Genomic DNA, 13,724 nt, shown 5'->3' on the forward strand with positions numbered 1-13,724 from the left:
TTCTGGTCCATTTCATAGGTCGTGCCATAGGTGGCGTTCATGGCATCGAAGCCGACGCATCGCTGATAGCACGTACCAGTTTTAAGGGACAGCATGCGCAGCATCTTAACTTTTTTGACCAGATCTTCCACGCTCTGATGGATGTGGGTGAACCGGTTGATTTTTTTGCCTGTCAAATGGGACGTAGCCGTCATCAGGTTTTCATATGCCGGGTCAAAGGCCAGGTCATACGTTACGGAAGCGGAATTGACATGGCCACGGATAAAGGGATGGTCCGGCAATTCTTTGGCCGGAATCTGTTTGCCCTGAAGATATACGACGATATTGCGTTTCCGCAAGCTTTCTTTATATTCCTTACCTGTCATCATAATGAATGTACCTCATTTTTGTAATCACTGACCCCCCTGCGCCCTGTCCCGGTGGCTGTTGGACAGGGCTTGTAAGGTCTATATCTATATAGTGCAGTCGGATGTTCAGAATTATTTGCAGTTCCAGTGTTTACGCATCTGTGCCCATATGGCATCACGGATACTGCAGATTTCTTCAATATCCTTATCTTTCAGATGGGCAAACCGCCCCTGTTTTTTCAGATAGTCTCTGACATCACTGAACTGTTTCGGATTACGGTTCAGTGTATATTCATGGTTTTCATATTCTGCCAGATACCAGAGGCCGCTGTCTACCGCTTTTTTCGCAATATCCACAGTCAGTTCGGAAGCACAGCCCCAGCCAGTCGGACAGGGAGCGAAAATATGAATATAAGACGGACCATCGGTCGCTTTGGCTTTGGCGACTTTATTGAGCAGGTCTTCAGGGTAACCCAGACTTGCCGTAGCCGCATAGGGAATATCGTGAGCCGCAACGATTTCAAAGACGTTCTTCTTCGGTTTCGTATTGCCCGGCAGACGATCACCAGCCGGAGAAGTCGTCGTCTTGGCACCATACGGCGTAAGGCCCGATGTCTGGACACCCGTGTTCATATAGGCTTCGTTATCATAGCAGATGTACATAATGCGGTCGCCCCGGTCGATGGCCCCGGAAAGGGACTGAAGACCGATATCAGCAGTACCGCCGTCACCAGCAAAACCGACAACGGTATAATCCGTAAGACCAAGGGCTTTGGCACCGGCTTCAACACCCGATTCAAAAGCAGCTGTCCCGGCAAAAGTCGTAATAGCGCCACTGCATCCAAAGGTCATGCTGGGATAAATGAAAGCAACCGTAGACATGCAGTTTGGCGGAACAATAGCAAAGGTACGTTTTCCGAGTACTTTCATGACCAGCCGGATAGATAATGCTGCACCGCAGCCGCCACAGGCCTTATGCCCGTAGAATAATTCTTCATTTGTTATATTCTGTGCATTCAAGCCCATCTTATTCACACCCCAATTTCACAAATTCAACGGTCGGAGACTGCGGCGTTCCAGCAGCCTGACGCAATAACTTAGCAAAGCAGTTTTCGATGTCGCTCTTTAAGATAGAACGGCCACCCAGTCCGGCAATGAAACTGAAGGTTGCCGGTTTATCTGCAGCCCGCATGAGTGCAGAGTTGACATTCGTATATACAACGCCTTCAAAACCATGGTCCACATCTTTTTCCAGTACACCGACAGCTTTGACACCTTTGAGTGCATCGACGATTTCCTGAACAGGGAACGGACGCATGCAGCGGATACGGAGCAGGCCGACTTTCTTTCCTTCATCGCGCATTTTATCGACGACACAACGGGTAGTCCCGGCAACACTGCCCAGGGTAACAATCACAGCATCAGCATCTTCGGTCCGATACGTTTCAATCATACCACCGTAGGTGCGGCCAAAGAGTTTTCCGTATTCTTTATCGGCTGCTTCCAGCTTTTCACCAGCTTTGATCGTAGCCAGGTGCTGCTGATAATGGAGTTCCATATTATAATCCGGACCGGCTGTGACACAATTACTCATGGGATGTTCCAGATCCATTCTGTTCGCATACTTCTGATACGGGATGAAGGCATCTACCTTATCCTGTTCCGGGATTTCAACGACTTCATAGGTATGTGTCAGGACAAATCCATCGAGGCAGACCATGACAGGCAGCATAACTTCCGGATCTTCGGCAATCTTATAGGCCTGAATCGTCAGATCCAGTGCTTCCTGGGCATCTTCGGCATAAAGCTGGATCCATCCGGCTTCAAGCTGGGACAGGGAATCGCGCTGGTCACCATAAATATTCCAGGGAAGGGCCAGAGACCGGTTGGCGTCCATCATGACGATAGGCAGGCGGCCGCCGCTGGCATAATAGAGTCCTTCTGCCATATACAGGAGGCCCTGGGAAGAAGTTGCCGTAAAGGTCCGTGCTCCGACAGATGCCGCGCCGATAGAAGCCGTAATCGCACTGTGTTCCGATTCGACATGGAGGTACTGGGCATCGAGGCTGCCATCTTCTACATAATCGGAAAGACGTTCAACAACAATAGTCTGCGGCGTAATCGGATACGCTGCAATAACCTGTGGTCTGGCCAGTTTTGCGCCGAGAGCGACCGCTTCATCGCCGCAGATAAACATTTTTTCACTCATGCTTCTGTCTCCTTTACTAAAGTAATGGCGCCGACTTTGCATTCATGTGCGCAAACACCACAGCCTTTGCAGTAATTGAGATCAATCTGCAGCTGATCTTCCGATTTATCAATCGTACCTTCCGGACATACGAGGAAGCAGCGAAGGCAATGAACGCATTTGTCATGGTCGATAACTGGGCGGAATGTACGCATACCGGCATTGATACCGACAATATGTGCTGACGGACAGCACGGACCGAGAGGATAATCAGCCAGTTTCTTAGGTGGTACAAATTCTACAGGCAACGGTTTATTCATGTTATTTATCCCCCTTTACAGCGTTATAAGCTGCAACGAACAATTTCTTATTCTTTTCACGGATCCGCGGTGCCAGCTGATCATCGATAGCAGCAAGGACCGAGTCAACGCTGACATTGCCCGATGCAGCAGCCAGTGCAGCCAGCATGGGAACGTTGGTGATAGGCCGGCCCAGGATATCCAGTGCCAGCGCCGTCGCATCAATAGTAACGAGCTGGTAGTTGCCAACTTTCGGAAATGCCGATGCATCTTTTGTCGTATTGATAACGAGGATTCCTCCGTCTTTGAGGCCTTTGGTCACATTGTCACCATACAGCGTATCATCGAGGACGACGACATAATCACAGTTTTCGACTTCACTGCGGTCTGTGATTTTCTTGTCATCGATACGCGTGAACGCCAGAACAGGGGCTCCCCGGCGTTCCGGCCCAAATGATGGGAAAGCCTGCACGTATTTGTGTTCATGAATCGCAACAGCCTGACCCAGGAGACGGGCTGCTGTAAAAGCGCCCTGGCCGCCACGGCCGTGCCAACGTACTTCAATCATGACTGATCAACCTCCAAATAGTTATTAATAATATCATTATGAAATAATATATTCGTCATGGGCAGCAGCAGGTCCCTTTTCATCTGATGGAACCTGCCGTTCCCATATGGACTTGTCAAATCCGCTGCTTATGCATCGGGATTTTCTGCTTTATCATCTGTTGCATAACGGCGTTGTACCTGGGCACGGTCACCGGCTACGGCCTGTACAAACCATGCATTGTTAGGAGGACATCCTTTGCACGGTGTGCCCATATCCCAGAGATGGCGGGTGCAGACGCCCATGAGGATAAGGTCTTCTTTTTTGATGCCAGCCGGAATCTGTTCCTTGGGAACCGGTCCGAGGACGATGGTCTTGCCTTCGAGAAGATGTTCGATGTGCTGGGCTTTCATATCCATGATAGCGCTAATCATCGTCGTCTTGCAGCCAGTGCAGGCTTTGGCATCTTCTATTTTCGTAAAGGGCGGGACTCCTTCAATTTCAACTTCGCTGGCCCGTTTGAAGCGTTTGCGTACATCGGCCAGTTTTTCCCCGACAATGTCAATCTTATCGAGATGCATTTCCCCGAGGCCCCGTTCATAGGCCATCTTCGTAACTTTGACTTCTTCCGGTTCGTACCCCATGACAGCACCAGTTACGGCATCACAGGCTATGCAGTCTTTAGAAGCAATAATCAGGTCCATCGGTACGGGTTCCCCGAAGATGGGTCCCAGCCCCTGCTGCCCTACAATCCCATCGACGACGGTGAGAACGCGGGGAATGCACTGGTTGATATCGACGACACCACCGAAAACGCCTTTCTTATGGAATTCTTTCTTTTCCGTATCCTGGATCAGGCCCTTGAGATTTTTGATTCCCAGTGTGACTTCTGTCTGATCATGAGTTTTCATGACCGGGACACTGATGATGGCATCGGCATCGACAACAGGCTGCCATGTATCGAGTTCCTGTACGATTTCACCCTGCGGGAAGGGAATGACCGCTTTCTTTTCTTTTTTCAAGTCCAGTACGGTGTATCCCTGTTCGCGGAGTTTTGTGTATTCTGCGAATTCAATGACCTTTTCCGTATCAACACCGGCAGCAGAAGATTCAGCAATGAACGGCTCTGCACCTGCTTCCTTACAGATATCATAAATAGCTTTGCAGACTTCATAGCGTGTCACAGCACCGGAAAAACGGTCGGAGCCCGGTGCTACGAGGTTCGGGTTAATAAGGACTTTGTATCCCGGTTTGATAATATCGCTGATGCCTCCGATGGCATCCAGCGCTTTGCGGACAGCTGCCAGTACGGCCGTTTCGTCATGACCCTGTGTTTTGATAATAGATACTGTACTCATAATTTTCTCTCCTTTTTATGCATGATATATATTTACATATGGTCTTTGATGATATCTACTAATTCATCGGCACTTGCGGAACAAATAATCCCAAGTTCCGTCAATTCTTTGTCTACATTGACGGGCAGAGACTCACCCTTCATATTTTCATTGAGGAGACCTCCCATGATGATGGTCGTATCACCCAGCCCTTTTTCCTTCAGGTCCTTCAGCAGTGTCTTGCCATATGTCAGGGCAATACCGTTGAATGTAGACATGAGAATGAAATGACTGCCCGTTTCAACAACCGTATCAACGACTTCATCGGGAGTAACGTTTGCCCCCAGATCGAATACGGTAGCTCCGGCTTCCTGCAGTACCGCTTTGACGATTTCTTTGCCAAATTCGTGAACATCCGTTGCGCCGACCACGGCGTTGACACCGGTAAGAGAATTTGCCAAATTATCAATGCTGTCGCAGATTTCATCCCGCCGTTTACCAATATTAGCAACGATATCCGTCGGTTTAATGGGAATGTGCCCCCGCATTGCCCGGGGATCTTCTTTGCCAGCCCCGTAGAGTTCTTCCATCCGTGCCGGACCCATCGCCTTGAGCGCAAGGAACATTTCACAGGGATTCTTTGTATCAACGCCGATATCATCAAGACCGTTCATGAGCCGTTCAAAGAACACCTTGCCGCCCTGCAGCAGAATATCCCGCTGGGCCTTTAATTTTTCTACATCGAGGAATGCCTTATAATAATGAGCCTTATGTTCCAGCATATTTGCTGTAACATGGACCTGGATGATTTCATCTGCCGACGGAATCCGGATAGCTTCTGTAATAGGAATCGGCGTCACGGCATGTCCCGACGGGAAAAGCAGTTCTGCACAGGAATCAGCCAGGACAAAGGAACAAAGCGCACCGTAGTTGCGGTCATAATCGCTGGAAAAATCAATGGTATTGCCATACATCATGGAACCCGGTGTTTGGTATTTATTGATAGCATTATTGACCATGAGGAAAATAATACGCAAAATCGGATCACTGAACAAATTGCCAAAACAGTGGGAAAGACGCCCGCCTAAGAGTTCTTCTACCAGATACCGTTCCATCATCGCCCAGCCGGTCATATTAGCCAGATCATGGAACATGGCGCCAAAACCATCATCCAGATTAGAATGGATAACGGCTCCCTGGTCCCGGAAGAGGCCCATAATACCGATGGCTGTGCACATATTGATGACCCGGTCTTCTTTGGAAATAGGAACTCCCGGATATTCATAGGTATAATATTGGGCAATATTACCCATACATGTAACACCGGCATTGAGTGCCAGTTTGACATTTTCTGTAGAGTTCAGGGAACCTATCATATGATCCCCAAAATGAGGCTGGATAGGTACTACCTGACCAACAGCGGCCCATTCTTCCGGCGTTTCAAAAATCAGGCTGCCACCTTTCATGACTTTGTCGCGGTATTGTTCCGGCACGCCCATGACCCAGTCCAGCGCTACGCCGAATCTATCCAGAACGACATCACGCTTTTTGAGTTCTTCATAGATATATCGGAACCCTTTGGCGGTTTCTTCCCAGGAGTTCCAGCCGATGTGTGCATGGTGCATGACTTTGCCTTTTTTAGCCATTTTCATTTTGTATTCGGCTTCAGAGCGAACGCCATATTCTTTCATGAACAAAGTCGTTCCTACAGACAGTCCCTGTGCTTCCTTACGTGATTGAGAAAGAATTTCTTCCAAATCGGGAACCTCATTAGGAACCAGATCTTTTTTCAGCAATACCGTACTACTCATCTTCATTACCACCTCATATCAGACTAAGGGAACCAAGTTTTGTTTCAATATATGCAGTGCCGTCCCGGGATCTTTCTGAGCCAGAAGGCCGGCTGCATAGAATATATACGATGTATCCAGATAAAACGCCGCTGAATCAGGAAGCAGGATATCTTTTTCTTCTGGTCTTCTCAGCGCCTGTTCCAAAATCCGGCGTGGATTTTCACTATCAATAATCGGTCCGCCTGTACCAATCACGGCCTTGATGTGAAGCAGGTCTTTCCCTTTCTGGATACGCAGTACACCTTCGGCATATCCATCGTATATGCGTCCGGCATGACGCCGTACCGAAACCCGTACAGCTTCCATGGCAATGGCCTGTTCAAACCGTTTTTCCTTTTCTGTATCAGGAACAAAATCATGATGAGCCAGACGTTTATCCCGGCAGGCTGCAATCTCGTCCTCCGAAAGACCGGATATACTCTGAAGCCGTCTCATATCAGCTGCTTCAATCAACGAATTGACTGATTCTCTGGCCCCGATATCACCTTCTACGGTTCGTTTTGCTTTAGGTTCCGGAGCACCTACGATACGCACACCTTCGAGAGAGTCCTGAACGGCATACGTATGGACATCGGTCGTAGCACCACCCATATCGACAAGCATGACTTCATCCCAGCCCTTCTGCTGTTCTGTTCCCTCAGCCAGAAGTCGTACTCCTTCCAGAACCGCTGCGGGAGTCGGCATGACAATATCGCCTACGTACTTCCGGACTGTATCGAACCCCTTCATATGGGTAATGCGCTTCATAAAAATATCACGTACTGCCGCCACGGAGGAGGCAATATCCAGTTCATTGATGGCGGGAATAATATTATCTGCCAGAATGCAGAGCTGATCATGATTTGTAAAAAGCAATCGTATTTCGCCGGCTACACGACTGTTTCCGGCATAGACAACCGGGGACTGGATAGTCACACAGGAAGCCAGCTTCTCTGCATTTTCCAGTACCCAGCTGCTATTTCCACCTTCATACCCACCACATAGCAGAATGATTTCCGGCCGTATTTTACTAATGGCAATTAGATCTTCGTCGGACAACCGGCCGGAAAAAGCCCGGATGACTTTGGCACCGGCCCCATACGCTGCATTTTTACCGGCCATGAGACTCAGAGACGGAGTCAGTCCGACAACGACCATCCGCAGTCCCCCGGCAGCACTGCTGGAAGCAGTTGTATCTGCTTCCGCCAGAGCCGACGGACCTATACAGTCGCGAATGGCATCAAGGCATTTGCGAAGCCCTATCGATGCATCCGTGCCCACTGTAGATGGCGTACGAAATGTCTGTCTTACCGTTCGTTCACTCCGGTCCACAACCACAGCTTTGGTAAACGTACTGCCAAAATCAATCAATATTGAATAACTCATATATCATTCCGCCTTCCCAGGTGAATCAGAAGTTAAAAGAAAATTTTCGGAATGTTCAACAACGACTGGAATAACAGGAACAACAAAATCGGTACGACGGCGTATTTATAGATGACATCAAACCACCGGCCCAGAGGAAGGCTGCTTCCTGTAAGCCATTCCGTGCGGATTTTTTTAGCACCGACACACCATGCGAGGACAATAGCCATAATGGCAGCGGTCAGCGTATATCCCAAATCGCCGATAATATAATCGAATTTAGCCAGGAAGGAATCACTCCAGATACAGGGGATACTTCCGATAATGGTCACGACGATAATCGTGTACAATGTCTTTTTGCGGCTCCAGCCAAGGCCATCACTAAACGTCGTTACCGAGTTTTCCATGATGCCAATCGCAGCAGAAAGGCCGCCAAGGAGCATGGCAAAAAAGAACAGAAAAGCAATCAGGCCGGAAAACGGCATCTGAGCAAATACATAAGGCAGAGTTACATATGTAAGGCTCGGGCCAGACTGCAGATTCAGGCCGAAAGCAACAACGGCAGGAATAACGACAAGACCGGAAGCGATGCAGCCAAACAGATTCCACCATGCGACCGTCAGAAAATCCATGGGGATATCGGACTTTTCTGGCAGGTAACTGCCATAAGCCATAAGGTATGCCGGCCCAAGACCTACTGCAAAGAGTGCCATACCGGTTGCCCGTGCCCACAAGGACGGATCCAGCAGCATGGACATATCCGGTTTTGCAAACATGGTCAGGCCGTCTTCAATGCCTGGCAGGGTCAGAACCCGGATAACCAGTGCAAAAAGGATGACATAATGAAGGGGAATACAGAATTTGCAGAATTTTTCAACGCCTTTTTGAATGCCCTTCATACAGACAAAAGAAATAATCAGCAACGTAACCACGGTCCAGCCAAAGATAGCCAGTCTGTTTCCCGTAAAGGACTGGAAGAAACCGACGGAATCGGCCATGAAATCCTGTCCGCAATACAGACTGAAAATGGTATAGGCCAGTGTCCACGATACGACGACGAGATAATACATGTTGAGTCCCAACGGAATGAACGGGAAAATCCAGGCAATTTTACCTTTCTTGCCGAGTATTTTCTGAAAAGCCGTGATAGGGCCACTGCGCATTTTGCGGGCAAAGGCAATTTCAGCCCAGCCGGCCGGCAGTGCAATGACAATAGTAACAATTGTAAAAGCGAGTACGAAGGCCCCGCCGCCGCTTTCTGCTGCAACGTAAGGGAATCGCCATATAGCTCCCAGGCCAAATGCCATACCGATAGTCGATAAAATAAAACCAATCCGCGAACCCCAGACTTCGCGTTCCTGGCCATTTGCGGCTTGTGTCTGTTCACTCATAATTCACACATCCTCCTGTCTTACTTATTCCAGCTATCTTTGTCATTGAGGCTATGCACAAGTGTCCAGATTGCAACGCCACCAATTCCGATAACATAAAAACCTAACATGAACCAAGTTGCACCATCCATTTTTACCTCTCCTTATAAAGGAATTCTACAACTGCTTCTGCAATGTTGCGCATCATTGCAATTCCATTTTTCTTCTTGTTATCAGCTGATATCGTTCTATGTTTACACAGATGAAAAAATATCTGTATGAACCTGTTTTATATGTTTCTCCATTCCATTTTTTATGTACTCTCGCCGTTGAGAAATTCCGTTTTGTTTATGTATATATCGTACATGTTTTTGTAAAAATTGTAAAAACGAAAAATTTCATACTTCTCCCAGCAATTCTCATAGCAACGAACGGAGTATCACCATACAGACATGAATCTTTAGGAAAAGCATATCATCCGGCCCGGGACAGGAGAAGCCGGAACCGGATGATACAAAATGGTAACACAGTGCACAAAAGAGGATGTGTAACTCTATGATAAATGGAATCTGGTTTTCCACCTATCTGCCATATTAAAAGAAAATTTTGGGAATATTGAGCAGCGACTGAACAAACAGGAACAACAGCAGCGGTACAACAATATACTTATAAATAACATCGAACCATTGTCCCAGATGAATACTGCTGCCCGGAGTCAGCCATTCTTCGCGTACTTTCTTGGCACCTACGATCCATGCCAGGGTAATAGCCATAATACTTGCAGTAAGAGTATATCCTAAATCCCCAATAATAAAATCAAACTTAGCAAGGAACGCTTCACTCCATATACATGGGATACTACCTAATACAGTAACGACAAAGACAACAGCTAATGTTTTCTTGCGGCTCTAGCCAAGGCCTCCGCTAAAGGTGGTCACTGTATTTTCCAAAATGCCGATAGCCGCGGATAATCCGCCAAGAAGCATGGCAAAGAAAAATAAAAACGCAATCAGACCGGAAAGGGGCATCTGATCAAAAATAAACGGCAACGTTACATACGTCAGGCTCGGGCCGGACTGCAAATCCAGACCAAATGCAACGACGGCAGGTACTACGACAAGCCCGGAAATAATACATCCGAAGAGATTCCACCAGGCAACTGTCAGAAAATCCATCGGGATATCTGATTTTTCCGGCAGATAACTACCATAAGCCATAAGTGCAGCAGGCCCCAATCCTACGGCAAAAAGAGCCATTCCGGCAGCCCTGGCCCATAAGGATGGATCTAAAAGCATACCCATATCCGGCTTTGCAAACATCATCAGGCCTTCTTCAATCCCCGGCAACGTCATAACCCGGATTAGAAGAGCAAAAAGGATGATATAGTGCAGAGGGATGCAGAACTTGCAAAATTTTTCAACACCTTTCTGTATCCCTTTCAGACAGACAATTGCAACAATGATTAATGTAAGTATAGTCCACCCAAATATAGCCCAACGGTTATTCGTAAACCCTTCAAAAAAGCCAACCGGGTTTGCCATGAATGCATCACCTGAATACAGACTAAAACACGTATAAGCCAATGTCCAGGATACAACAACCAGGTAATACATATTCAAACCTAGTGGAACAAAGGGAAATATCCATCCAATACGACCTTTTTTCCCCAGAACCTTTTGAAAGGCCACAATAGGCCCATTACGCATTTTACGGGCAAATGCAATTTCTGCCCACCCTGCCGGCAATGCAATGACAATTGTCAAAATCGTGAAAGCTAAAACAAAAGCACCGCCTCCACTTTCAGCTGTTACGTAAGGAAACCTCCAAATAGCTCCCAGACCAAAAGCCATACCAATCGTTGACAAAATGAAGCCAAGGCGGGAACCCCAAACTTCCCGTTCTTGTCCATTCTGCATATTTTGTTCACTCATTATACCTATACCTCCTACACTTTAACTCCACCCATTTTTGTCATGCAAACTATGAATTAAAGTCCAAATAGCAATACCACCAATTCCAACGATATAAAACCCTAACATAAACCAAGTCGCTCCATCCATAATAACTCTCCTTTCTTTATATTTTTACACACGAGTCTGCCGACACGAACTAATGTGTATAAAAGCTGAGTCAAACGGTATTTATGGTAAACCCAATATACGATAAATTCATACTATTTTACTAGGTAATTAAATTAAATCTCTTTAATCAGGTCATATTTCTTTGGTATTTTCTTTCTGTTATCGATTCCATTTCCTGACTATAATGTTACACGGTTATTACATAGTTGTAAAATTGTAAACGTTCATACTCAGTATCAAGAATTCCTTATATTGAAAATTTTCTATAGTCATGTCAGTATATTTCATATTTGTTTCCTTAATAAATAGAGCAGGTAAATTCCGCAATAGCACAATTTACCTGCTCTATTTATCAAGATTTACAAGACTATATTATTATTCTTTATATTTTTCTGTATTTCCCGGACAAAGCGCATCGTCGCCAGTGTACTATTGTCATAGGATTTTACGGCCAGTCCGACTTCCCGGAATGCATCTGGCTGCAGCCGGCGCGTCGTCAATGTGGAAAATTTATGGCAGCAGAGATTCCAAAAAATCTCTGGTACCATCCCGATGCCGAGTCCCTGTTCGATCATGAACAGGACTGCAAAATCAGAATTAGACGTACACGTAGACGTAATCGGGGTCTTACACTGCTTAAAATAGCGGTACACATCGGGATCAATGCCATCCATAGAGCGGTACATAAAAAAAGATTCACTCATCATTTTTTCTGCCGGGATGATGTCATAGGCTGCCAGAGGATGGTCCTGTGGAAATACAGCCAGATAGGGATCTTTTTTCAGGGGAAACCAATCATATGTCTGTTCCGGCTGCCGGCTCATAAAAGCAACGTCGATGACTCCTGACGCAAGACAGTCTTCGAGCACACGGACACTGTTCTCTTCTACCAGGTCCAGCCGTATCTGGGGATATTTTTCCCGGAATAATTTCATGATTTGTGGCATAACGGCACAGGCCAGAGTCGGATAACAGCCAATCCGCACCTTTCCCGTCGCCAACCCTTTTACAGCATCAAATTCTTCTTCCAGTTCCAGATTGATATTGACCAGCCGGCGGATAGCCGGAATCAGCCGTTCTCCTTCCAGTGTCAGCATGACTCCTTTATTACTGCGCTGCAGGAGAGGAAATCCGCATTCTTTTTCCAGGCTGTTCATCATATACGTAATGCCCGACTGCGTATATCCCAGATCTGCTGCCGCTTTAATAAAACTTCCCTTATCTACAACGGCCAATAATACTTCATATTTTTTGATATCCATGCAATTCACCTTCTCTAATGGCACAAGGCAAATATATTATTATATATTATACAAAAATCCCAATATACTTGTAAAAATGTTTTTTTTCATACTTCACCGTCAGTTCTTTATAATAAAAAACATGTGCCATTATATAAACAGCACATGCTTTTACTATCTTTTATGTAATTGTCATTACTCTTCATGTCCCATGACAGTCACTGTAAAACCGGCATCCTCATAGATTTTCCGGTTCCGTTCCAGAATATCATCAGACGGCGTTTCGAATTCTTTCTGGCTGATACCGGCTTCTCTGGCCTTGCTGATTCCCATATTATGGTAAGGCAGTATGTCTACCCGGCGCAGACCTAACGGTTTGATAAAGTCAATGACGGCCCGGGCATTTTCCGCATCGTCATTGATATCGTGTATCGTTGGCAGACGGATGATGATTTTTTCTTTCATTCCATCTACCCGGCAAAGCCGTTCCAGGTTGCTCCAGATTACGGCTGGATAAATGCCCACATAGGTCTTGTGTTTTTCTACATCCATAACCTTCAAATCAAAAAGGATGTAATCACAATAGGCAGCCAATGCCTGCAAATCTTCCCATTTTCCAAAGCCGCTTGTCTCGATAGCCAGCGTATACCCCTGCTCTTTAATAGACTTAGCCAGCCGGCAGACATACCCGGCATGAGCCAGCACTTCACCACCGCTGAGGGTCACACCGCCACCGGATGTTTCATAAAAATCCCGGTCCTTGCCGATTTCCGTCATCAGTTGATCTAACGTGTACTCTCTGGATTTCGTAAACATAGCCCCACTGACACAGGCTTTGACACAGGCACCACAGCGGATACAGCGGTCATCATGGCGTTTCAGCCTGCCTTCTCCGATTGTAATAGCTCCGGCCGGACAGGCTTTGATACAGCGGCCACAATGAATGCACTGTTTTTCCCGGTAATTGACCGTATAGGAACCATCGAGCAATTCCGGATTATGGCACCACTGGCAGCGCAATGGACAGCCTTTGATAAAAATCGTCGTGCGGATACCTGGTCCATCTTCTGTCGAAAACTTCTGGATACCACCTATATAGCTCGTTTGCAAGGGAAAT

General features: G+C 46.8%; 13 protein-coding genes. All 13 read right to left on the bottom strand.

Going from position 1 to position 13,724, the window contains the following annotated elements; all coding sequences use genetic code 11:
* Positions 1 to 368, bottom strand: a 368-nt coding sequence (locus tag DW949_RS00005) for a 4-hydroxyphenylacetate 3-hydroxylase N-terminal domain-containing protein (protein WP_304466103.1), incomplete at its 3' end; no start/stop codon positions are given.
* A 111-nt stretch (positions 369 to 479) separates the two neighbouring features.
* A complete protein-coding gene (locus tag DW949_RS00010; protein WP_118021245.1) occupies positions 480 to 1,373 on the bottom strand; it encodes a thiamine pyrophosphate-dependent enzyme in 894 nt (297 codons plus the stop codon).
* A gap of 1 nt (position 1,374) precedes the next feature.
* A complete protein-coding gene (gene porA / locus DW949_RS00015) occupies positions 1,375 to 2,556 on the bottom strand; it encodes a pyruvate ferredoxin oxidoreductase (RefSeq protein WP_118021246.1) in 1,182 nt (393 codons plus the stop codon).
* Positions 2,553 to 2,855 (bottom strand): 4Fe-4S binding protein, encoded by a 303-nt coding sequence (locus DW949_RS00020; RefSeq protein WP_113855306.1) that lies wholly within the window; start codon positions 2,853 to 2,855, stop codon positions 2,553 to 2,555. Before DW949_RS00020 ends, porA begins: the two co-directional genes overlap by 4 nt.
* Position 2,856: 1 nt before the next feature.
* Entirely contained in the window at positions 2,857 to 3,402 is a 546-nt protein-coding gene (locus tag DW949_RS00025) for a 2-oxoacid:acceptor oxidoreductase family protein (RefSeq protein ID WP_118021247.1), read from the bottom strand.
* Positions 3,403 to 3,530: 128 nt separating this feature from the next.
* Complete coding sequence (locus tag DW949_RS00030) at positions 3,531 to 4,739, bottom strand: DUF362 domain-containing protein (protein ID WP_118021248.1); 1,209 nt, start codon at positions 4,737 to 4,739, stop codon at positions 3,531 to 3,533.
* Positions 4,740 to 4,771: 32 nt separating this feature from the next.
* Positions 4,772 to 6,529 (bottom strand): cobalamin-dependent protein, encoded by a 1,758-nt coding sequence (locus DW949_RS00035; protein WP_118021249.1) that lies wholly within the window; start codon positions 6,527 to 6,529, stop codon positions 4,772 to 4,774.
* 18 nt (positions 6,530 to 6,547) lie between these two features.
* On the bottom strand, positions 6,548 to 7,936 hold the full coding sequence (glmL, locus tag DW949_RS00040) for a methylaspartate mutase accessory protein GlmL (RefSeq protein ID WP_118021250.1): 1,389 nt from the start codon (positions 7,934 to 7,936) through the stop codon (positions 6,548 to 6,550).
* Between the two features lie 32 nt (positions 7,937 to 7,968).
* Positions 7,969 to 9,306: a sodium-dependent transporter gene (locus DW949_RS00045; RefSeq protein ID WP_118021251.1), complete on the bottom strand. Its 1,338-nt coding sequence runs from the start codon at positions 9,304 to 9,306 to the stop codon at positions 7,969 to 7,971.
* A 572-nt stretch (positions 9,307 to 9,878) separates the two neighbouring features.
* On the bottom strand, positions 9,879 to 10,058 hold the full coding sequence (locus DW949_RS00050) for a hypothetical protein (protein WP_118021252.1): 180 nt from the start codon (positions 10,056 to 10,058) through the stop codon (positions 9,879 to 9,881).
* A 135-nt stretch (positions 10,059 to 10,193) separates the two neighbouring features.
* Complete coding sequence (locus DW949_RS00055; RefSeq protein ID WP_118021253.1) at positions 10,194 to 11,216, bottom strand: sodium-dependent transporter; 1,023 nt, start codon at positions 11,214 to 11,216, stop codon at positions 10,194 to 10,196.
* 509 nt (positions 11,217 to 11,725) lie between these two features.
* A complete protein-coding gene (locus DW949_RS00060) occupies positions 11,726 to 12,628 on the bottom strand; it encodes a LysR family transcriptional regulator (RefSeq protein WP_118021254.1) in 903 nt (300 codons plus the stop codon).
* A 174-nt stretch (positions 12,629 to 12,802) separates the two neighbouring features.
* Positions 12,803 to 13,717, bottom strand: a complete 915-nt coding sequence (locus tag DW949_RS00065) for a glycyl-radical enzyme activating protein (RefSeq protein WP_158570605.1) — start codon at positions 13,715 to 13,717, stop codon at positions 12,803 to 12,805.
* Between the last annotated feature and the right edge of the window lie 7 nt (positions 13,718 to 13,724).

This window comes from Megasphaera sp. AM44-1BH, assembly GCF_003467125.1.
Lineage (GTDB): Bacteria > Bacillota > Negativicutes > Veillonellales > Megasphaeraceae > Megasphaera.